An 18,948-nucleotide genomic window follows, 5' to 3' on the forward strand; every position below is an offset into this window, starting at 1 on the left:
CGCGAGGAGTTCGAACGCCACCTCGCCGCCTGCCCGTCCTGCACCCAGGAAGTCAGCGAACTGGCCGCCACCGCCGGACGGTTGGGACTCGCCATGACCACCACTCCCCCAGCCGCCCTCAAGACGAACGTACTGCGCAGCATCACCACCGTACGGCAGGAGCCACCCCCCACCACGCCCGTGCTCCCGGTGGCGGCGCGCGCCGGCCGCAGGCGGGCCCTGGCCCGGTTCGCCCTCGCCGCCTGCCTGGCCGCAGCCCTCGGGTCCGGCGGCATCGCCATCTGGCAACACCAGCAGGCCGACACCGCGCGGAACCAGGCAGAAGCGGAACAGCAGAAGTCCCAGCAGCTGGCCGACGTTCTCGCGGCCCCCGATGCCAAGGTCACCACCGGACATCTCGAAGACAACGCCACCGGCACCCTGGTCGTGACCCGAAGCCTCAACCAGGCCGCGTTCCTGGCCTCCGGCCTCCCCCGGCCCCCGTCGGGCAAGGTCTACCAGCTGTGGTTCGACGATGCCGGCACGATGCGCCCAGCAGGCCTGATGGACCCTGCACGCACCACCGAAGCCGTCCTGCTGACCGGCCCCGTCGGCCAGGCCTCCGCCATGGGCATCACCGTCGAACCGACCGGCGGATCCATCCATCCCACCACCACGCCGCTGGCGCTCATGGCATTCCCCCGCGCCTGAATCACACCCGACGGGCCTCCCACGCTCCGCGTTGTCCGGCGGGTGTGGGACGCCCCATGACCCGTCACTTTGGAAGGGCCGCCTGGCCAGGCGGCTGCAGCACAGCACATGGCGTTGCCTCCTCTGGGACCCATGTCGATGGCTCGGGCTGAAGGGATAATCCCGCGGAGCCGGCGTGGGCAGCCGAACGACCAATCTGCGGGCCCGTCAGTGACGAATCCCTTACGGGGTTCCCAGCTGGTTGTCGGGAGAGGAGGTGACGGCGATGACGGATGAAGAATTCCGGGTCCTGCTCGCCGAGGCACGCGAGGAAGCACACCGCACGGTCCTGCCCCCTCCCGTCCGCGAGCCGGGCGACGAGGCGGAATTCGCTCTGCGCGCCCAGCATGCCGAGTTCGGCGCATCGGCCCACTGACCGGCAGGGAGACTTCCCTGTGTACCCGTCGAAGCCGCGGTGCACGACGGCGTATCGAATGCGGCGTGGGCGTGCCGACGCCGGAAAGGAGCGCCGCCGCCTGGACGGCATCCGCTGCGCTGGAACTTCGCACCAGTTGTGCGGCGAGGCAGGGGCCGACGGTGGCGAGGGGGCTGTTGCTGTGCATGGTCGACTCTGATCCCAATTGGCAACACTGCTCACGACGACTCGAACGCACCCCCTGTTCACCCTCGCCGAACCCCGCCCGCACGCGCCTGAGGCCGTCGGCGTGAACGACTCCCACCCCGCCCAGGACACCGACGCCCTGCACCGCGAAGTCGCCCAGCTGCGCCACGCCTTGGAGACCAGGCCCGTCATCGACCTCGCCCGCGGCGCCCTGATGGCCGGCCTCCCTCCAACTCGGCAGGCCAGAACGCCTGGAACGTACTCGTCACCGTCTCCCAGCACTCCAACAGCACAGTGCGCTTGGTGGCCGAGAACGTGCTCGACTCCATCAACCGCACTCCCCTGCCTCAGCCCCTCCAGCAGCAACTGGCGGCCGCTCTCGCCCAGTTCCGCACCGAACAAGACAACGCATAGGCGACGACGAGGACCGTGCGCGGCACCCGGTAGGCGGGTAGCGGCCGGTCCTTGAGGCGCCGATACCCGCTGGCCTACGCCGCCACCCGCCTGAACTGAACTACAAGACCACCACCACTGGGAGACCGGCCCTCGCCGGTGGCGGGCTCCAGGAAGGCTACGAGACCGGCCTACAGAACGACGGACGACTGCGCATCACTCACGGCTCCAGCTGACTGTGCGTCAGCCTCTGCCAGGCTGGGTCATGTGCTGCAGTGGCGGGTATGGTCCTGGCCCCGGCCGGAGTTTCGGGCCGGCCCGAGGATGGGGCGGCCGCCGGTCCCAGGGCCTCCTCCACGGCACATATCGCCCGCCAGACGTGACCAGCGGGTCGTCGAAGGTGGGCGAGGGATGCCCCCGCTGGGCCTTGACGACGTCGACAGGTTTCCGTCCCGGCATCGACACGTCCTCGACCGGCTCGGGCCGTACGTCGTTGCAGTCGAGGGCGACGCCGGGCCTGTCGACTCGTCCGGCCACAGCCGCGCGGGGGCGATCGCGGTCGGGGTGGCGCCCATGCTGCGCAGACCGCCCGGATGACCGCAGCCCGTCAGGACCAGTCCGGCCGTGGCGGGGACGACGAACGCCCGGAGAAGCGGATGCGGGACGCGGCGCGTCCGGAGTGCCCGGCGGAGTGGACCGCACTCGCGGCCCGCCCGCTCGCTGCTCTGCTGCCTGACCGGTTCACGCTTGCGGGGCCCGCTGCTTGACGAGGTCGGCGTACAGAACGATGTTGTCCGTGCGATGGCCGCCCTTGATGGGGCCGCCGCAGGTCAGCAGGCGCAGTTCCGGACGGTCGGTCTTCCCGTACACCTTCTCCGTGGGGAAGTCCTTCTTGTCGACCTGCTGGATCTCGCGCACCTTGAACGTGGCCGTGCTGCCGTCCGCGCGCGGCACCTCGATGGTGTCGCCCACCTTGACCTTGGCGACGTTCCTCATGAGCGCCGGGCCCTTGGCGGTGTCGTAGTGCGCGACGATGACGGACACGCCCTTCTCGCCCGGCGTGACTCCGCCCGTCCACCAGCCCGGCTCGTTCGCCTTGTCCACCGGCGGCACTTGCAGTTCCTGGTCGCCGTCCACGCCCAGATCCAGCATGGACTTCGCGTCGACGCCCGCCGACGGGATGCGCAGCCCGGTCGGCTTGGATTCCTTGAGCGGTGCGGCGGCGTTCCCGGCGACGGCGGACGCGGTGTTCTTTACGTTCACGTCGGGCGCCTGGTCGCCCGAGCCGCAGGCGATGAGGCCGACCCCGAGCGCCCCGGTGAGCAGGGCGACGGCCGCGAGACGACGGGTGTGCCGGGCCGGGCGCGGGCCCCGCGTCGCGACGGTGTCCGGTCGCCCGTCGAGGCCGGGGTGGGACATGCCGCGGTCGGCGGACGCTTCGGGGGTACTGGGCACGACAACTCCTGCGAGGCGCGGCCGCCGGACGGATCGGCTCCGCCCGGCGGCCGGTGGGTGGTGAGGGGAACGTGGGCCGTACGGCCTGGGGTCAGGCCTTGACGCGGCCGCGGCGCAGGATCGCGTAGCCGAGGCCCGCCGCACCGGCCGCCGCCATGCCGCCACCGGCGACGAGGAACGCCGGGTTCTGCTCCTGGACGCCCTCGGCGCCGGCCTTGACGCCGCCCTTCGGGGTCACGGTCTTGCCGTCACGCCGGTCATCCTTCTTCTTGCCGTCCGAGTTGGGCTTCGGCTTGTCCTGCTCGCTGTGCCAGCCGCCCGGGTGCTGGACGCCGACGAAGCCGTTGGCCTGGTTCAGCTCGTACTTGTAGCCCTTGACCGTGGCGGTCGGGTTCTCGGCGCTCAGGTTCGCTATGCGCTGGCCGTTCATCGTGATCCACGCCATGTAGCCGCCCTTGGGCAGCTTGTAGACGTGCGCAACCGCGTTGTTGCTGAGCTTGAACTCCTGAGCGTCCTGCTCCTTCTCCGACTTCTTATTCTCGTCCTTCTTGCTTTCGGACGGCGTCGAGGGAGCGGACTGCGACGGCGCGGGGGCGGGGCTGTCGGCGAAGGCGACGGCGGCCGGCGCGAGCAGCGCACCGCTGACGGCAGCGGAGACAGCGACAGCGCGGACGAGGGTACGGCGATTGCTGGTCAAGAGCTCTTCCTTCTCACTACACACAACGAAACCCCGGTCGGCGCCCGACGGGCTGCCCGGCTGATCGCTGGGAGGACTTCTGCTGACTCCAACAACGTAAATGTCGCATATTGCGAAGATTGCCCAGTGATGTAACGGTGCGCCATAGAGCTCGTAACAACCCCATGGGCAGGGCCGGGCCCCGAAAACGTCGTACAGGGCCCTGGTGGCGCGACCGGCGCAACATGCCGTTCTGGCACGCGAGTTGCTCGCCGATGCCCGCGCCGAGGCAAACCAGCCCGGGTCGTCCGGCAGGGTCATCAGAGGTCACAGCGGCCACGTCCGCGCCGGGCTTCAGGCGGACCGCGTCCAGCACTGCCTCCAGGACGTGCACCCCGTCACCCCGGACCGCCACACGTCGTGGACGCAGGCCCTGGACGCGGTCCGGCTGGCCCCACGGACGATGCCGCGGCAGTCACCGCTGACCAGCTGCGGGCCGTGGTCGAGCGCCTGGTCCCGGTCGGTCAGCAGCAACACGGTGACCGGGACGTCCTGGTCGTGATGGACACGGGTCACGACCTGATGCGGCTGGCCTGGGGGCTGTGCGACCTGCCCGTCGAACTGGTCGGACAGCTACGCTCGGACCGCGACCTGCGGCTGCCGAAACCGCCGCGCGTCTACGACCCGAAAAGCGGTCGGCCATCCAGGCACGGCAAGGAATTCAGCCCGGCCAGGCCTGCCTCCTGGCCCGAGCACTTCACTCCAGGCTTCTTTGCAGGCACGTTCCCGCACCCAGTCAACAAGAGCGGGCAGGCAGTTGGCGCGACTATGCCGCCGCATTCCACCGTCGCCGTGCCTGGCCTCGTTGATCTCTGGGAACAGCGATTGTCGACCGGTTTCGGAGGCAGGTGTTGATCGCTGGGCTGACGGCTGCCGTTGAGAAATGACGGCATGGTCGCGTCTGGGACGTGGCAGGGGCCTGCACTCATCACTGGATGGATGGGCCGGCGAGGGGGACGTGGCCGAGAGGGCAAATCTCTATGGCGTCATCTCACGCAGGTCAGGGCGGTTTCTGGGCAGCCCGAAGCCCGCCATCTGCTTCTCCTCGTAGGACAGGAAGCCAAGGCTCCGGTAGAACGCGTGATTGCGCTTGCCTTCCGGTGACGACTCGTGGTCTGTGGAGAGGAGGAAGAAGCGGCAGTGCGAGTATCGCTGCTTGAGGTGCTCGACCAGGGCCCGGCCGACGCCCTTTCGGTGATGCGCTGGGTTGACCACGACGTCCTGGACGTAGCAGATGTGTTCGTCGTCGGAGACGGTCCGGGCCAGTCCGAAGAGCGTTCCTGAACCATCTCGTGCGGTGATGACCAGGTGAGAGTTCCGCAGGCCGCGGCAGAGCTTCTCGACGTCGGCGGTGTAGCCCTCCCAGCCGACCGAGTCGTAAAGGCTCAGCATCTCATCAGGATCGAAGACGCTCTCTTCCGCGATGAACACGCCAAACCCCCTCCGGCCGTGCCGCTTCTTGATGCCGACTTCTCATCGCATCTGACTTCACGCTCGTCAGCCATGTCAAGATCGGCGACAGTTGGTCACCCGGCCTTGGCGGGGGTGTTCCGTTCGTGCTCGGGTGCCAGTTCACCGCGGGCTGGGCCGTCCTGCGAGAGCCTCTCTCCGGCGACCGCTGGCCGGCCCGGGGCGTGGTGATCGGCGGTGCCCGGCCGGGATATTCGCTGGTCGCCGCTCGTTGATGGAGGTCATACTGCCGCGATGGACCCGGTGACTCTCGAGACCGACCGTCTGCTGCTGCGGGCCTTCACACCTGCCGACGTTGATGCGGTGTACGCAGCCTGCCAGGACGAAGACATCCAGCTCTACACCCCGGTGCCGGTGCCCTACCGGCGTGCGGACGCGGAGAAGCTCGTCCGCGAGAAGCTGCCCGCCCAGTGGGCCCAGGACAAGGACTACACGCTCGGCGCGTTCCGCAAGGACACCGGCGTCCTGGTCGGCTCGTACTGCCTGACCCTCATCAGCCGCGGCGTCTGGGAGCTCGGCTACTGGGCAGTCAAGGAACAGCGCGGACGCGGGTACTCGGTAGAAGCTGCTCGGGCCCTGTGCGACTGGGGCTGGGCCACCCTCGACGTCCACCGCATCGAGTGGTGGGCCATGGCCGGGAACACCGGCTCACGCGCCGTCGCCGAGAATCTCGGCTTCACCGTCGAAGGAACACTGCGCCATCGCAGCATCGCCAACGACGGCCAGCCCTACGACTGGTGGGTAGGCGGACTACTGAGGCCCTGATGGTCACCGCCGGTGGCTCCGTCGGCTGCGTTTGCTCCTCTGCGCGAAGTTCCGCCTTCGGTCGCCGGGGCCCGTACCAGCTCGCGGGTCAGCAGCGAGCCTGCTCGCCGAGCTCCAGCAGCCCAGAACGGCACCCCTGCCGCCAAGTCCGCCCGCACGCCGTCTTCACTGCAGGTGGGTTCGGCTCCATGTGGCGCCGGGCCCGGCTGCCTCGCGCTGGTCACGGGCCGAAAGGTCCGCCGGTCAGGCGACCTTTTGGGGCTGAGGCGTCTTGCGCATCCTGACTCCGCCAAGAATGAGCACCGCCCCGACGGCGACGACGCCGAGGTAGGCGGGGGACGGAAGGTCGACCACTTTGTGCAGCCAACCCCACTCCGTGCCGAACAACGCCTGGGACGCGAAGCTGACGAGCCCCTGGGCTCCTACGACGTAGCCGACACTTTCGGCCGTGTATCCGATGGTGATTCGCACAAGCCAACTCTCCCGCGGCGGTACCACCGGATCATCCTCCGCGGGAACGAAGACGCAGTAGTCCCAAAGATGCAGTCGCGTTGCAGCCCCGGGGGCACGCGGCCGAAGCCCAACTGCCGCGTCACCAGGCGCGCGTGCGCGCGGAATGGGGCGAGGCGATTCCTGCGCGCGAGGGTGCGGCGGCGTCCAGGTGGGACGTTGCGAGTGCACCACGGCCCAGCCGGACAGCGGGCGTGCGGCTTGCCGGATTCCGTGACCGCGGTGCGTGCCCGGTTGCCGTGCAGGTGGTCCCCCACTCGGCCTTCGCACTGGTTGTGGAGTTCGATGGCGTCCCACTCCCCGCCGCCGACGCCGCCGACCGACAACACCGCGGAAACCTCGTCGCCGGGCTCACGCCGGTGCAACCCGCATGCAGGGCGAGAACGTGACGTACGTCCCCGGACGTCTGCCCCAGGTGGTCGCCTACTCCGTGCGTTGGCTGAACTCATCGCTCGCCGTCGTTCGCACCTTGAGTGCGCGCCACTGCCAGGGATTGAGACATTGCATGGAATGACCACCGCCCTGCAGTACTGAGCGTTTGGTCCTGTAGCTCCTTCAGGAGCGGGGGGACCAGACGAGTATCTGCCTCCGAGAAGCGCGCCACCTGCAGCGAGCCCCACGTCGAAAGTGCGGGTGAGCCACACCGGGCCATCCCCGGCGGCGACTTCGACGGCACCAGCAAGACCGCCCTCGGCAGCCTCTGGATCAACCAGCCGGCGCCAGTACGGTGATCAGGCTTCGACGTACGCCACGATCGTGATCGTCCTCAGGGCGGTAACGTAGTAGATCACCCGGACTGCGTCGATCTCGTCCGTGTAGTCGCGCAGCAGGGTGCCGGGTACCTCGGTGCCCAGCTCCGGATTGACGCTGATGGCGACGATCGCGCGGTCCAGACGGTGCGTCTCGGACGCGGTGAGCTTCGCCAGCTGGGTGAGCGCGGGCTCCACCATGACGACCTGGGAGCGGCGCGCGCCGTGCTCAGGCGACACGCGGCTGCTCGTCCGCGAGGCGGGCGAGGTGGGCGTCGCGGGCGGTCTCCCACGGGACGCCGGACTCGGGCGAGGGGTAGCCGTTGGCGGCGATGTCCTCCAGGACCGAGGCGAGGACGTCCGTCTTGGCGCGCTCCGCGGCCGCGTACGCGCGGGCCGATTCGGCGGCGTGCTCATCGAGGGGCTGACGGGCGGGCGTGGGGGCCGGCGGCTTGCTCATCCGGAACTCCTGGGCTTCGTCTCTGGCGTGTGCCCCCACGGTAGCGCTGAGGCGGGGCGCTCCGGGATGGTACGAAAAAGCTGGCGGTCGTCGACGTGGGCTCCGTGGGGAATCCTGTCCTGTCCCCCGGACGCGAAGAAACGCCGCCGACACGGCGGCAGTGACTCCGGAGTTGTCCCGCAGGCCCGAGGGCGCCACGAGAGTCGTCAACCACACCATCGACGACGGACCGGACGGGAAGCGGACGCCGACGATCCTCGAACTCCTCAAGGACAACAACGTGAAGGCCACGCTCTGCATGCTGGGGAACACATCCTGGAGACCTTCACCGAGTACGCCGGCCACGAGGTCTTCCTCGTCGACGGCTACGTCGCCGACCCGACGGGCGTGACCTGCGCCCGGCGCAACTTCCCCTGCACGTTCCTGCACTCCCACCGGGCCGGCCCCGGAGCCGTGGCCGGCCCCCAGCCCAAGCGTCCGGGTATACCCGGGACGGCGATACGGGGTGTTCAAGGCAAGTCATTCGCGGCGCTGACACGCTTCGAGTGGCCTCCTGCAACTGTCCGGCCCATCGGCGCAACGCGTTATGCGAGCCGACCAACACGCTGCTGCGCGGCGAAGCCCGGTGATGCCCCCGGCGGACCCTTCACCGACACGAGAGCGCCAGCCTGGGCAAGGCGCACTGACCAAGGGCCGCCTCAACACCGGGCCGGTTCCAGTCTGCATTGGCAGGCCTGCCGCTGCCACCGCCCCACCGCGATCGCAAGCCTCAGCTCCGCCTCCCCAAGGAAGTTGGTGATGGGCACGGGTCGACTGACGGGCCGGAGGAACGGTGATGCTTCTCGCCGCTGCCCCGGGCCGGTTGGCTGTTTCACCTCTTACGTCCGGCGGGGGCGAGTGAGTTGAGTCCGGCGTCGATGAGTCGGGCTGCGCGCTGGACGTCTGCGCTGACCTCATCGTGCAGTTCCTCGGGGGTCTGGGCGCGATGCAGGTGCTTGCGCAGCGCCTGGAACTGGACGGGCCACAGTGCGAGCAGGGCGGCCGCGGCGATCTGAGGTTCGGGGTCGTCCGGGCTCATCTCGGCGCGTCGGGCCAGGACTTCGGCGGCCACGGCGACCTGCTGGTCGACCATGTCCCGCTGATATGCCCGCAGGGACGGGGTGGATCCGATCAGCAGGCCGAAGCGAAGGAGAACCGCTTTGGCTTGGGTCCAGTCGGCCTGCGCCGCAAGCCAGGACGTGAGGCCCGCCAGTTGGCCGGACAGGATCTCCAGCACCGCTTCGACCGGTGACAGGTCCGGATCGGCCAATGTGGTCCGCAGGGAGTCCAACGTGGTTTCGCCCAGGTCCAGGACGAGGGATTCCTTGGTCGGGAAGTAGTTGAACACGGTCTTCTCCGACACCCCGCAGGCGTCGGCGACCTCAGAAACGCGCACCGCATCGAAGCCCCGGTCCATGAACATCTCGGTGGCCGTGTCGGACAGCTGCTGCCGTAGCAGTCGCTTCTTGCACTCTCGCAGCCCCTCGGCTGCAGGCTCCTCTTCGCGGCGCCGCAAGGCCGTCCAGTCCACGGTAGGCGTGCTCATGCCCTGAAGCATAGTCTGGCCAACCTCCCTTTTTCTGTTACTGTAACTTTACAGTCACTGTACTTTATGTGCGCCCATACCTGAGGAGCCCACCGTGAGCGCCATCCACATCGTCCGCGAGTACCCCCACCCACTGCAGAAGGTCTGGCGTGCGGTCACCGATCCGCATCTGATCCCGCTCTGGACGGCCACCGGCGCCGGCGCTCGGCCGGAGGGCTTCGCCACCACGGTCGGCACCACGTTCAAGTTCATCGCGAAACCGAAGCCCGGCTGGAGCGGCGTCGTGGTGTGCGAGGTGTTGGAGGTGCGCGAGCCTTCGCTGCTGCGCTACTCATGGCAAGACGAAGGCGGCGGCGAGACGACCGAGGTCGCCTATCGGCTCGATCCACACGGCAGTGGAACGCGCTTCACCTACGACCACACCGGCTTCACCGGCCCCGGAGGCTTCTTCATGGCCAAAATCCTCGGCTCCGTCCGCACCAAAATGCTCACCAAGGGCCTGCCTGCCGTGCTCAACAACCTCGACGACCAAGGTGCCCTGCGCCCGGAACACCCCTGAGCTTGTCCAACCTTTCAAGCGGGTCGGATCTGGAGGTCACAGATGCCCGACCGGCCGCGTGCATGACGGCACCGCCCGGCTGGCCGACGATTCCGGAAGAAGACTGCTGAGGCGTCAGTCATTCGGTGGGTCAGGCGACCGAGCGGTGCCATGATCAATTCGCACGGTCATGCGTAGGACCAAGGACGCCCAGGGGGTCCGCGTATGCCCGGGCCGGACAGCGGGTTCCTGCCGGTGACGGAACGTCCGTCCCGGACACCACGGAGCGGTCAGGGCGGACGAGGATCCCAGTCCTCGGGCCCACCGCCCCGCCACTCGATCAGCAGGGAGCGAACCACGTCCAGGTCATCGAGGCCTTCCAGGCCCGCGCGCCGCAGATACTCCGTGAGATCCCGCAGATCCCGGGCACGGCCCAGGATCGTGCCATCCACCCGCACCCGCCGCCCGCCCGTCTCATCGGGCGGGTACACCACAATCACACGCTCCGCGGCCATGACCCCACCCTGCGACAGGACGCGCACGGCCGCATCCGGCAACCACGCGGCCGTCCGGCGTTCGCCGAGCCCTCACGCATCCGCAGGAAGACCCGCTTCGTCGTCGCTGCCCCGGGCGCTCCACAGGGCGGCGGCTTGCAGCTGGATGGTGTTCAGACCGGTCGTTGCAGCCAGCTCGTCGAGGGTGAGTCCCTCGGGGTGCCGGCTCATCGCGCGTGCGACTTCGCCGCCCACTGCTCCTCGCTGACGAAGGGGCGCCGGCGGTAGTACTGCTGAAGCTCCGCCAGGTGTGCCGCACCACAGGCTGCCACCTGCCGGTACCCATCAATCCGGGCATCCTCCGGATCCGCCCAGGAAGAATCCCGCACACGGCCATAGCCCGCCAGCCCAGGCTCAACCGCCCGGCCGCACCGATCACACAACACGACGCCCTCGCCACCCTGGCCTGCAACTCTTCCACGCACAACACAGTCCTCTTTCTCGTTCCCGCCCGTCGCGGCGGGGTGCACGGCGGCTCTCGCCTGCCGGCGCCAGGGGATTCATGAAAGGTCAGATACGAGAGCGACCGCGGTGCGGTGGCCCTTGAGATCCGGGCGGCGCGCGCTCTCGCCTCCGTGAAGGAACAGCTCTATCGCTGTCAGAGCCGCCCGTTCCAAGCGGCCTCTGGCGTGCGCGGTGGTGCGGTGCCTATCGCCATGCGCAGAGCGGTGTCCACGTCCGGGGCGAAGGTGAACAGCCTGTCGGTGCAGGTGCACGCGAAAAGCCGCCGTACCTTGTGCCGCCTGCCCGCCACGAGCACCAGACGCGAGCGGAAACGTGCCGGTACGAGGACACGCAGCAGAGCGCAGTCGGCGAAGGAGAGGCTGGACAGATCGACGATCGTCAGGTGTTGCCGACCGGGGCGCAGTGCTGCTCGCAGCAGCGGGGCGGTATCGATGTCGATCTCGCCGGTGGCCCGCAGCAACAGGATGCGTCCGGGGAGAACGACGCGGGTCACCCTGGCCGCGGGGTCCTCGGGCAGGGCCGCGAAGGACACGGGGCTGGGACGTGCGGGTGCGTGGGGGTCGCGGGGATGCGGGTGCACGGCTGCCGCCCAGGCTGATGGGGAGCCCTCCCCTTCCGCGGGACGTTCCAGGAAGGGAGTGCACGGTCACTACGGCGGCCATGCGGTTGAGGAAACCCGTACCCGAGGCGCCCCACAGGGTCTGGGTAGGACGCAGCAGCGCGGCAGACACCAACGGCTATACGTCCAACATACATACCCCTCCCGGCTCGCCGACAACCGAAGACGAGGTGGCCCGCTTACGACCCGCCTGGGCTTGCCCTCCCGGGAGGGCAAGCCCCCTGCTAAGGCGTCTCCTGGGCGTCCCAGCAGGGGGCATCTGCCCGCAGGCGGCGGGCACGCCGACGAGCGGCAGGCGCTGGTGCCGCTTCAGGTTGTCGAAGGTGCGCGCGTCGCCGAGTCGCGCGACCCGTCTTCATCGGGTCGCCCGGCTCCGGAAGAATGGCCGGGTCCCTTCTCGGCCGCCTTCGTGGCCCGGTCCACACGGTGCAGCTCGTCGTATACCCGCCCGAGGGAGTAGGCGAAGTTGCCCGGGATGCACGCATCGTCACGTCGGGCTCGGGACGGGGATGACGTTGCCGGCGGCGTTGCAGCGTACGGTCCAGGTTCCTTGGGTGTGCGCTTCGTGCACCCGTACGTCCACGGCGGGGGGCTGTTTGCCGCCGGGCACCTCGGCGCCGGCGGCCGTGCAGACGAGCTGGGAGACACCCAGGCCCCCTCCGTTCATCTGTGCCACCGGTACCGGAAGGTAGAGGTCCACCGCACCTGCACCGGCCGTCGCGGTCGGGCGGCCGGGCATGGCGGGCACCTCGGTGATCAGGCCGCGGGCCCGTTCCGCCGGATCGGGGCCTGCCAGGAGCAGGTCGAGCGCCTGCTGAGGGCCGACCGGGGATTTCACGCGGCGTGCGACGGCCTGCATACCGAAGGGGCTGACGAAGTACAGCTGGGCGTAGTAGTCCGCGCTGCCCGGGTGGCGCAGACCCGAGGCCGGCGGCCCGGCCGGTGCCGGGCCGGTGGCGCCGATGCCGCAGCCCGCCAAAGACGCCGCGAGGAGGGCCGTGAGAGCGATGACGGGGCGTCTCATGACGGCTCCTCTTCCGGGTTGGCGGGCAGGGTCAGCGTGAACACCGCTCCCCCGCCAGGCGCGTTGGCGGCGCTCAGGGTGCCGCGGTGCAGGTGCGCGTTCTCCATGGCGATGGCGAGCCCGAGGCCGCTGCCCTCGGACCGGGTGCGTGCCACGTCGGCTTTGTAAAAACGGTCGAAGACGTGGGGCAGGACATCCGCGGCGATGCCTGGGCCACGGTCGGCCACGTCGATGACGAGGCTCTGACCGATCACCCCGGCCCGCACGGTGACGGGTGGCGCGCCGTGTCGCAGGGCGTTGGCGATGAGGTTGGCCAGGACGACGTCGATGCGGCGAACATCGACCCGCACGCGTACGTCGTGCTCGGGGAGGTGGGTGACGACCTGCTCGGGCTCGCGCCAGCCCCGCAGCTCAAGCGTCTTGCGCACCAGGGTGCGCAGCCCCACGTCATCGAGGTGGAGCGCCGCCGCGCCCGCGTCGAAACGGGAGATCTCCATCAGGTCCTCGACCATGCGGGCGAGTTTGCGGGTCTCGTCGCTGATGAGGAGTACGGCGTCGGCGGTGTCCGGGGGCAGTTCGCCGGAGTGGGCGTCCTCGTCGAGGGCGTCGGTGACCGCGGCCATCGCGGCGAGCGGGGTGCGCAGTTCGTGGGAGACGTCGGCGGCGAACCGCCGTGCGTTGGCCTCCATGCGGCGCAGTTCCGCGTCGTCCCGCTGCAGGGCCGTGGCCATGGTGTTGAACGTGCCGGTCAGTTCGGCGAGTTCGTCCTTGCCGGTGACGGCGAGCCGGGTGTCGAGCACTCCCGCGGTGATCTTCTCGGCGGCTGTACGCAGCTGCCGTACGGGGCGCAGCACCCGGCGGGCCGCGAACAGTGCGGGGACGGCCGCGAGCGCGAGCGCCGGGACGGCGCCGGCCCAGGCCGCGGTGATCAGGTCGGAGATGTCGGCCTGTTCGGCGCGGAGACTGAGCGCGGCGTAGACGACGAGGCCCGAGGGCTTCCCGGCCTGGCCGTCCCGGGCGTCGTAGGTGACGGGCATGGCGATGACCAGCCGGGGGCCCGGGGCCTGGCCGGTGCGCTCGTACACGGTGGTGTTGCTCCGCATCGCCTCGGTGCGCAGGGCGGTGCTGATGGGGTGGGCGGTGCCGATGGGCGGTCCGTCGTTGCGGGAGACGGCGGTGGTCCAGCCTCGGGCGCCGCCGACCCGGTCCAGTTGCTGTGCGAGGCCGCGCAGATCGGTGTCGGTGGGCTCGGGCGGCAGGTTCGGCGCCAGCGAGTCGACCTGGAGCCGCAGGTCGTGCACGGCCGCGTTCTGGGTGCGCTGGAGGATTCCGGCGCGAGCCTGGCGGAAGGTGAGGGCCGCGGTGATCAGCGCGCTCACTGCGGCGACCAGTAGGAAGGCCACGACCAGGCGCGTGCGCAGCCCGCGCGCCAGGGCGAACTTCACGCGGGCACCGGGCCGAAGCGGTAACCGAAGCCCCGTACGGTCTGCACGTAGACGGGGTGGCGCGGATCGTCCTCGATCTTGGAGCGCAGCCGCATCACACAGGCGTCGACCAGACGCGCGTCACCGTAGTAGCTGTGCTCCCATACGTCTTCGAGGAGTTGACGGCGACTGAAGGTCTGTTCCGGCGTTCCGCTGAGGAAGAGCAGCAACTTCAGCTCGGACGGCGCGAGTTGGAGGACCTCGTCGCGCTTGCGGACACTCAGCGCGCTGCGGTCGATCTCCAGCTCCCCCACGACCGCCGGCCCCGCCCGCACGTCGGTGTCGGCCTGTGACGGGGCGACGCGGCGCAGCACCGCCCGCATCCGCGCCTCGATGAGCGCGCCGCTGGCGGGCTTCACCACATAGTCGTCCGCGCCCGCTTCCAGACCGACCACGACATCCATGTCGTCACCGCGCGCGGAGAGGATCACGATGGGGATCTGGCTGGTCTCGCGGATGCGACGGCACACTTCCAGGCCGTTCATCCCCGGCAGCATGAGATCGAGGAGCACCAGGTCCGGCTTGAACGCGACCAGCGCCTCCATGCCGTCCTCGCCGGTGCCGACCGCCTCCGTCTCGTGCCCGCAGCGGCGCAGCCCCAGGACGACGCCGCGGCGTACGGCCGGATCGTCCTCGATCAACAGCACGCGCGTCATGAAACAGATCCCTTCACCGACCGATGCATGCACAAGCCCATAACGGTACGAATACTGCCGCACCGTCCTCGCGGGGCCGGTCACCGCCGCCATCCTGGCGGGGCCGGCACCGCGACGGCGGGGTTCAGCGCAGTTGCTGGAGGTCGACCGTGCCCGCACCGGGAGCTGGAACGGGGATCAGCCCCCACAGGCCCGCCACGATCACCGCCAGGGCCACGACCACGACCAGGCCGCGGTGCCCCCGTGCCCAGCCCGAACGGAACCGGACCGGGTCCTCGACCAGCCACTTCGTCGCGGCCGCGGCGGCGAGCGAGACCGCGATGGCGACCGCCGTGCCACCCCAGTCCCCCAGCGCGGACAGCCGGGGCAGCAGCAACAGGTAGACCGGCCAGTGCCACAGGTACAGGCTGTAGGAGAGCTCTCCCAGTCGGCGCGGCAGGAAGCTCCCCAGGGCCCGCGCCGTGCGGGCGCCCGGCACCTGCGCGATGACGGTGATCAGTACGGTGGCGGCCAGGGAGTGGAGGAACAGTCCACCCTTGAAGAGCAGCGGCGCCTTCTCGCCGTCCGTCACCGTCCAGGCCACCGCGAGCCCGGCCACCAGCACCGGGCACAGAACCTCCGCCGCGCGGCGCGGCATCCTCGCGGCAAGGCCGCGCACCGGCGCGGTCGCCGCAAGGGCACCCAGCAGCAGCGCGACGGCCCGCGTGTCGGTGCCCTCGTAGGCCCGGGTGGTGTCCACCGCGGCGCCCAGCGTGACCATCAGGGCGAGCGAGGCCAGGACACCCGTACCCGCCAAGACGGCCACCGTCCGCTGCGGATGCCGGCCCCGGGCCGCGATCATCACCACCAACGGCCAGAACAGGTAGAACTGCCACTCGACGGCGATGCTCCACAGATGGGCGAAGACGCGGGTGTCGGAGGCGTTCCAGTAACCGATCTGGTCGGTGATGTAGTGCCAGTTGACCGACTGGGCCGCGACCCACGGCAGGTCACCGAGCGCGAAACGCAGCTGCTCGCCGGTACCGAAAGCCCAGGTGAGAAACACAGTCACCACCACGACCACGACCAGCGCGGGCATCAGGCGCCGGGCACGACGGGCCCAGAACGCGCCGAGCGCGATCCGGCGGCCACGCTGTGCCGAGCCGAGCAGCAGCCCGGTGATCAGGAACCCCGACAGGACGAAGAAGAGGTCCACCCCGAGGAAGCCGCCGCTCAGGTGCCCGGCGTGGAAGAGCAGCACGGCGGCGACCGCGCAGCCGCGCAGCCCGTCGAGCGCGGCGATGTGGGCGCGGCCGCCCGCGCGCGGAGCACGGTGACGGGCTCCGGGGGCGGGCGCGAGCGACAGAGCAGGCATGGGTGCGCGGCCCCTCAGCTGCCGCACTTGAGGTTGCCGTACCGGGCGTCGCCGGTCCACGCGCCCTTGGCCCAGGTGTCTACGGTCGCGGGCGTGAACCCGGCCTGGCGCCCCAGCTGCTCGCTGAACCACTTGGCGAAGGCGGCGGCTCCCTGCTGGCAGTTGTGGATGCCGTCCGAGGAGCGCTGGGCCTTCGCCGCGCCCGCGTCGGTGCCCCACAGCGGAGAGGAGTCCAGGAAGACAGCCGCCCCACCGCTGTTCTTGGCGGCTTCCTCCGCGGCCTTGGGCGCGGTGCGCATCTGCGGTTCGTGCTTCTGGTAGAACTCGTCGATCTTGATGGGCGGGGCGGCCACGAGGACGAGTTTCGCGCCCGCGTCCTTGGCCGTCCTGGCGAGCTTCTCGTAGGCGGCGCGCTGCTTGTCCTGCGCACCCCAGTCGTACGTGGTGACCTGGTACGCGATGACGGTGGGCCGGAACGACTGGATGTCCCCGGCCAGTTGCTTCCAGGTGTCTCCGGAGATCTTGCCCGTGATCTCGTCACCGCCGTCGACGACCGTGCCGCCGCCGTCGGAGGACGCGTCCTTGAAGCCGACCCCGCTGGCCTTCAACGCCGCTTCCAAGGCGGGGGCCTCCGCGCCGGCGATGGAATCGCCCACCCAGAGCACCTTCGCGCCGTTGTCGGCCGCGGCCTCCCCTGACGCTGCGGCCTGGCCCTGCTGCCCTGAGTCCTTGCCCTGCCCGCCGCAGCCGACCAGAGCGACGCCGAGCACGGCGGCGAGGGCTGTCGCGATCGCGGCGCGGGAGGCGATGCGGCGGGTGGGGGCGTGGCCGGTCGAACCGGAATGGTTGCTGTTCATGCCCTCATCACAACAGCGCCCAGCAGGCATTCCGCCGGTCGTCATCATTCGCTCACACAACACAAGAAGGGCTGTCAAAGAGCTGCGCCCCCCGCACGCGAAGGCCCTGCGCCACCCCGCAGAACCGCACGGCCAGGGTGTGCCCGACACCGGCCCGCCGCGCACCGAGGCCGCCCCGTTCACGTAGCTCGACGGACGATCGGCCCCCGCCGACGCCGCGCGGTGCGTCTTCCGCGGACCCGCACGGACGGCATCCGACCTGCCGACAAGCCCGAACACCGCCGCACCCTCGCGCACAAGGGGATCGCACCGTCGGAACATCTGTCCAAGTCATAGCCGCACGCCTACGGCGACATTGGGTTCATGAGCAGCATCGTCGAGGACGCCTTCCAGGCGTTCGCCAGCAATGACCCGGACCGGATCTCTGCAGTCCTCACCGAGGACGCCGAATGGCTGTCGCCTCCTGGGAACCCCAGTGCCGTCGCGCTCGGGGGGACCCACCACATGGTGGGCAGGCAGGCGATCGTGCTCTTCTTCTCCGAGGACTTCCCCCGCTTGTACGCGCGTGACGTCGCCGTCACCCTCCACGGCGTCTACGTCGACGGCGAGCGGGTGGTCGTGGAGTCGACCATGACGGCAACACTCGCCAACGGCAACCACTATGACAACGACTTCTGCTTCGTCTTCGAGATCCAGGACGGGCTGATCCACCGGGCCCGCGAGTACGTGGACACAGCCCGGGGGCTCCGTATGGTACTGGGCGAATTTCCATAGTAGTTTGCTCCGATTCGGCCAGCCTGACGAACTGGGCACCGTCCGCGAGCGGCCTCAGCACACGTGTAGGAGGCGGCGCGACGGAGCGGTAGTCGGTGTCCGTTTCGTGCTCCGCTCTTTCAAGTCCATCACGTCGCGCGCTCCGTTGAGTCCGTCCGCCCCCAAGGAACGCTGCCCCTCCAACAGATGGGCGCCTGCATGGGGAGTTCCGCCTCCAACTGAAGCGAAGGGCCATGGATACAGCCCGGGGTCGCGGTCCTGCACGCTCGCCGCGGTCACCTCGACGGCCAGGACCATGCCGAGGCAGTCCACCACCAGGCGCTGCCTTCGGCCGCCCACCTTCTTCCCGCCGTCCCAGCCGGACGTGGAGCGCGGGACGTCCGCCGCCGCCCGCAGTGACTGCGAGTCCACGATCGCGGCTGTCGGGTCCGGTGGGCCGCCCTCCTTGTCCCGCACGCGGTCACGCAGCCGGTCGTGGAACTCGGCGAGCAGGCCCGTCACCTGCCGGCGGCGGGCAAAACGAGTCGTAGGCCAGATCACAGTCGCCTTCAACTCTCCGACGCCTCAGCCGCCTTGGCTTCAAAGCATGTCAAGTCGTTGTGTTGCTTTTCGCTCCAATGGGGGCATTGCAGCCCATGAGAACCGTTTCCTCGGTCGCCCCACCCAGAGCCCTGGTTCTACGCTCGCTCCACGTCGTCACCCCGGACCCCGGTGGCTCTCCGCCCTACCCGATCACCGTGCCCCCAGGAGGGGGGCGTCGGCAGTGAGGATGCCGCCATGATCCACGGCGTTCCGCCCGACCCCGGGCGTCTGCGCACCTACCGGGCCCACGGCCACACTGTCATGGAGCTCCACGGCGACATCGACATCGCAGCCGCCCTGACGCTCCAGCCCCGCCTGGACGCGGCGAGCCACCCGCCGGAGGCGCTGATCGTCATCGACCTCACCTTCGCAACCTTCTTCGACTGCTCCGGCCTCGCCCTGCTCTGCCGCACACGCCACCGCCTGGACGAGCGGGGCGGCGAATTGCTCTTGGTCTGCCCCCACCCCCTCACCCTGCGGATGCTGCGCGTCCTGGGGCTCACCGAACCGTTCCGCCCGGTCCCCACCCTGGGCGACGCCCTCCGGCCACGCATCCCGGCCCGCGAGTGACAGCACCTGCCCGTCCGCAGGCAGCCCTGCCGGTGAGCGGGACCGACACGCGGGCCG

At 69.8% G+C, this 18,948-nt stretch carries 24 protein-coding genes; 8 read left to right on the forward strand and 16 right to left on the reverse strand.

Annotated elements, in window-relative coordinates:
* Both DT019_RS37195 and DT019_RS40015 read left to right on the forward strand, forming a co-directional pair.
* Positions 1 to 690: anti-sigma factor domain-containing protein (locus DT019_RS37195; RefSeq protein ID WP_114041426.1), on the forward strand; the 690-nt coding region annotated here is incomplete at its 5' end.
* Positions 691 to 955: 265 nt separating this feature from the next.
* Entirely contained in the window at positions 956 to 1,105 is a 150-nt protein-coding gene (locus DT019_RS40015) for a hypothetical protein (protein ID WP_189390286.1), read from the forward strand.
* A gap of 1,320 nt (positions 1,106 to 2,425) precedes the next feature.
* On the opposite strand, the gene DT019_RS37205 is transcribed toward DT019_RS40015, so the two are convergent.
* A complete protein-coding gene (locus tag DT019_RS37205) occupies positions 2,426 to 3,139 on the reverse strand; it encodes a class F sortase (RefSeq protein ID WP_223279959.1) in 714 nt (237 codons plus the stop codon).
* A gap of 91 nt (positions 3,140 to 3,230) precedes the next feature.
* A complete protein-coding gene (locus tag DT019_RS37210; protein ID WP_114041428.1) occupies positions 3,231 to 3,836 on the reverse strand; it encodes a hypothetical protein in 606 nt (201 codons plus the stop codon).
* Positions 3,837 to 4,313: 477 nt separating this feature from the next.
* On the opposite strand from DT019_RS37210, the gene DT019_RS41175 reads away from it, so the two are divergent.
* On the forward strand, positions 4,314 to 4,730 hold the full coding sequence (locus DT019_RS41175; protein WP_411292772.1) for a transposase: 417 nt from the start codon (positions 4,314 to 4,316) through the stop codon (positions 4,728 to 4,730).
* 123 nt (positions 4,731 to 4,853) lie between these two features.
* Here the strand turns inward: DT019_RS41175 and DT019_RS37220 are convergent, their stop codons facing one another.
* Positions 4,854 to 5,306: a GNAT family N-acetyltransferase gene (locus DT019_RS37220; protein WP_223279960.1), complete on the reverse strand. Its 453-nt coding sequence runs from the start codon at positions 5,304 to 5,306 to the stop codon at positions 4,854 to 4,856.
* Positions 5,307 to 5,579: 273 nt separating this feature from the next.
* Here DT019_RS37220 and DT019_RS37225 point away from each other — a divergent pair, with 273 nt between their 5' ends.
* The gene (locus DT019_RS37225; RefSeq protein ID WP_114041430.1) at positions 5,580 to 6,110 is read left to right on the forward strand and encodes a GNAT family N-acetyltransferase; all 531 of its coding nucleotides are present in this window, start codon (positions 5,580 to 5,582) and stop codon (positions 6,108 to 6,110) included.
* A gap of 243 nt (positions 6,111 to 6,353) precedes the next feature.
* On the opposite strand, the gene DT019_RS37230 is transcribed toward DT019_RS37225, so the two are convergent.
* From DT019_RS37230 to DT019_RS37240, 3 genes are all read right to left on the reverse strand, one after another.
* Complete coding sequence (locus DT019_RS37230) at positions 6,354 to 6,581, reverse strand: hypothetical protein (RefSeq protein ID WP_114041431.1); 228 nt, start codon at positions 6,579 to 6,581, stop codon at positions 6,354 to 6,356.
* Between the two features lie 770 nt (positions 6,582 to 7,351).
* Positions 7,352 to 7,609 carry a hypothetical protein gene (locus tag DT019_RS37235; RefSeq protein ID WP_114041432.1) on the reverse strand — a complete coding sequence of 86 codons (258 nt, stop codon included), beginning with the start codon at positions 7,607 to 7,609 and terminating at the stop codon, positions 7,352 to 7,354.
* Positions 7,599 to 7,829: a hypothetical protein gene (locus tag DT019_RS37240; RefSeq protein WP_114041433.1), complete on the reverse strand. Its 231-nt coding sequence runs from the start codon at positions 7,827 to 7,829 to the stop codon at positions 7,599 to 7,601. Before DT019_RS37240 ends, DT019_RS37235 begins: the two co-directional genes overlap by 11 nt.
* 160 nt (positions 7,830 to 7,989) lie before the next feature.
* Between DT019_RS37240 and DT019_RS41180 the strand changes: the two genes are divergently transcribed.
* Complete coding sequence (locus tag DT019_RS41180; protein ID WP_411292773.1) at positions 7,990 to 8,220, forward strand: polysaccharide deacetylase family protein; 231 nt, start codon at positions 7,990 to 7,992, stop codon at positions 8,218 to 8,220.
* Positions 8,221 to 8,700: 480 nt separating this feature from the next.
* On the opposite strand, the gene DT019_RS37250 is transcribed toward DT019_RS41180, so the two are convergent.
* Positions 8,701 to 9,414, reverse strand: coding sequence for a TetR family transcriptional regulator (locus DT019_RS37250; RefSeq protein ID WP_114041462.1), 714 nt, complete (start codon positions 9,412 to 9,414; stop codon positions 8,701 to 8,703).
* Positions 9,415 to 9,508: 94 nt separating this feature from the next.
* On the opposite strand from DT019_RS37250, the gene DT019_RS37255 reads away from it, so the two are divergent.
* Positions 9,509 to 9,973, forward strand: a complete 465-nt coding sequence (locus DT019_RS37255) for an SRPBCC domain-containing protein (protein WP_114041434.1) — start codon at positions 9,509 to 9,511, stop codon at positions 9,971 to 9,973.
* A 269-nt stretch (positions 9,974 to 10,242) separates the two neighbouring features.
* Here DT019_RS37255 and DT019_RS37260 read toward each other — a convergent pair whose 3' ends face one another.
* From DT019_RS37260 to DT019_RS37290, 8 genes are all read right to left on the reverse strand, one after another.
* Complete coding sequence (locus DT019_RS37260; protein ID WP_114041463.1) at positions 10,243 to 10,467, reverse strand: hypothetical protein; 225 nt, start codon at positions 10,465 to 10,467, stop codon at positions 10,243 to 10,245.
* A 72-nt stretch (positions 10,468 to 10,539) separates the two neighbouring features.
* Positions 10,540 to 10,701 carry a hypothetical protein gene (locus DT019_RS40020; RefSeq protein ID WP_189390289.1) on the reverse strand — a complete coding sequence of 54 codons (162 nt, stop codon included), beginning with the start codon at positions 10,699 to 10,701 and terminating at the stop codon, positions 10,540 to 10,542.
* Positions 10,702 to 11,104: 403 nt separating this feature from the next.
* Entirely contained in the window at positions 11,105 to 11,503 is a 399-nt protein-coding gene (locus DT019_RS37265; protein WP_147267404.1) for an STAS domain-containing protein, read from the reverse strand.
* 574 nt (positions 11,504 to 12,077) lie between these two features.
* Positions 12,078 to 12,614, reverse strand: coding sequence for a GerMN domain-containing protein (locus DT019_RS37270; protein WP_114041436.1), 537 nt, complete (start codon positions 12,612 to 12,614; stop codon positions 12,078 to 12,080).
* Entirely contained in the window at positions 12,611 to 14,059 is a 1,449-nt protein-coding gene (locus DT019_RS37275; RefSeq protein ID WP_114041437.1) for a sensor histidine kinase, read from the reverse strand. The genes DT019_RS37270 and DT019_RS37275 overlap by 4 nt, the downstream gene beginning before the upstream one ends.
* Positions 14,056 to 14,754: a response regulator transcription factor gene (locus DT019_RS37280; RefSeq protein ID WP_114041438.1), complete on the reverse strand. Its 699-nt coding sequence runs from the start codon at positions 14,752 to 14,754 to the stop codon at positions 14,056 to 14,058. The genes DT019_RS37275 and DT019_RS37280 overlap by 4 nt, the downstream gene beginning before the upstream one ends.
* A 124-nt stretch (positions 14,755 to 14,878) precedes the next feature.
* Positions 14,879 to 16,108, reverse strand: a complete 1,230-nt coding sequence (locus DT019_RS37285; RefSeq protein WP_114041439.1) for an acyltransferase family protein — start codon at positions 16,106 to 16,108, stop codon at positions 14,879 to 14,881.
* 14 nt (positions 16,109 to 16,122) lie between these two features.
* Positions 16,123 to 16,965 carry an SGNH hydrolase domain-containing protein gene (locus tag DT019_RS37290; protein ID WP_114041440.1) on the reverse strand — a complete coding sequence of 281 codons (843 nt, stop codon included), beginning with the start codon at positions 16,963 to 16,965 and terminating at the stop codon, positions 16,123 to 16,125.
* 363 nt (positions 16,966 to 17,328) lie between these two features.
* Here DT019_RS37290 and DT019_RS37295 point away from each other — a divergent pair, with 363 nt between their 5' ends.
* The gene (locus DT019_RS37295) at positions 17,329 to 17,739 is read left to right on the forward strand and encodes a nuclear transport factor 2 family protein (protein ID WP_114041441.1); all 411 of its coding nucleotides are present in this window, start codon (positions 17,329 to 17,331) and stop codon (positions 17,737 to 17,739) included.
* 54 nt (positions 17,740 to 17,793) lie between these two features.
* On the opposite strand, the gene DT019_RS41185 is transcribed toward DT019_RS37295, so the two are convergent.
* Positions 17,794 to 18,279 carry a transposase gene (locus DT019_RS41185; protein WP_114041442.1) on the reverse strand — a complete coding sequence of 162 codons (486 nt, stop codon included), beginning with the start codon at positions 18,277 to 18,279 and terminating at the stop codon, positions 17,794 to 17,796.
* A gap of 237 nt (positions 18,280 to 18,516) precedes the next feature.
* Here DT019_RS41185 and DT019_RS37305 point away from each other — a divergent pair, with 237 nt between their 5' ends.
* A complete protein-coding gene (locus tag DT019_RS37305) occupies positions 18,517 to 18,891 on the forward strand; it encodes an STAS domain-containing protein (RefSeq protein WP_114041443.1) in 375 nt (124 codons plus the stop codon).
* Positions 18,892 to 18,948 lie beyond the last annotated feature (57 nt).

The organism is Streptomyces sp. SDr-06 (assembly GCF_003324565.1).
Taxonomy (GTDB): Bacteria; Actinomycetota; Actinomycetes; order Streptomycetales; family Streptomycetaceae; genus Streptomyces.

Bases quoted from the DNA above. Each gene is read 5' to 3' on its own strand.
- DT019_RS40015 (WP_189390286.1), top strand. From the start codon at position 956: ATGACGGATGAAGAATTCCGGGTCCTGCTCGCCGAGGCACGCGAGGAA.
- DT019_RS37225 (WP_114041430.1), top strand. From the start codon at position 5,580: ATGGACCCGGTGACTCTCGAGACCGACCGTCTGCTGCTGCGGGCCTTC.
- DT019_RS37240 (WP_114041433.1), bottom strand. From the start codon at position 7,829: ATGAGCAAGCCGCCGGCCCCCACGCCCGCCCGTCAGCCCCTCGATGAG.
- DT019_RS37250 (WP_114041462.1), bottom strand. From the start codon at position 9,414: ATGAGCACGCCTACCGTGGACTGGACGGCCTTGCGGCGCCGCGAAGAG.
- DT019_RS37260 (WP_114041463.1), bottom strand. From the start codon at position 10,467: ATGGCCGCGGAGCGTGTGATTGTGGTGTACCCGCCCGATGAGACGGGC.
- DT019_RS37270 (WP_114041436.1), bottom strand. From the start codon at position 12,614: ATGAGACGCCCCGTCATCGCTCTCACGGCCCTCCTCGCGGCGTCTTTG.
- DT019_RS37280 (WP_114041438.1), bottom strand. From the start codon at position 14,754: ATGACGCGCGTGCTGTTGATCGAGGACGATCCGGCCGTACGCCGCGGC.
- DT019_RS37285 (WP_114041439.1), bottom strand. From the start codon at position 16,108: ATGCCTGCTCTGTCGCTCGCGCCCGCCCCCGGAGCCCGTCACCGTGCT.
- DT019_RS37290 (WP_114041440.1), bottom strand. From the start codon at position 16,965: ATGAACAGCAACCATTCCGGTTCGACCGGCCACGCCCCCACCCGCCGC.
- DT019_RS37295 (WP_114041441.1), top strand. From the start codon at position 17,329: ATGAGCAGCATCGTCGAGGACGCCTTCCAGGCGTTCGCCAGCAATGAC.
- DT019_RS37305 (WP_114041443.1), top strand. From the start codon at position 18,517: ATGATCCACGGCGTTCCGCCCGACCCCGGGCGTCTGCGCACCTACCGG.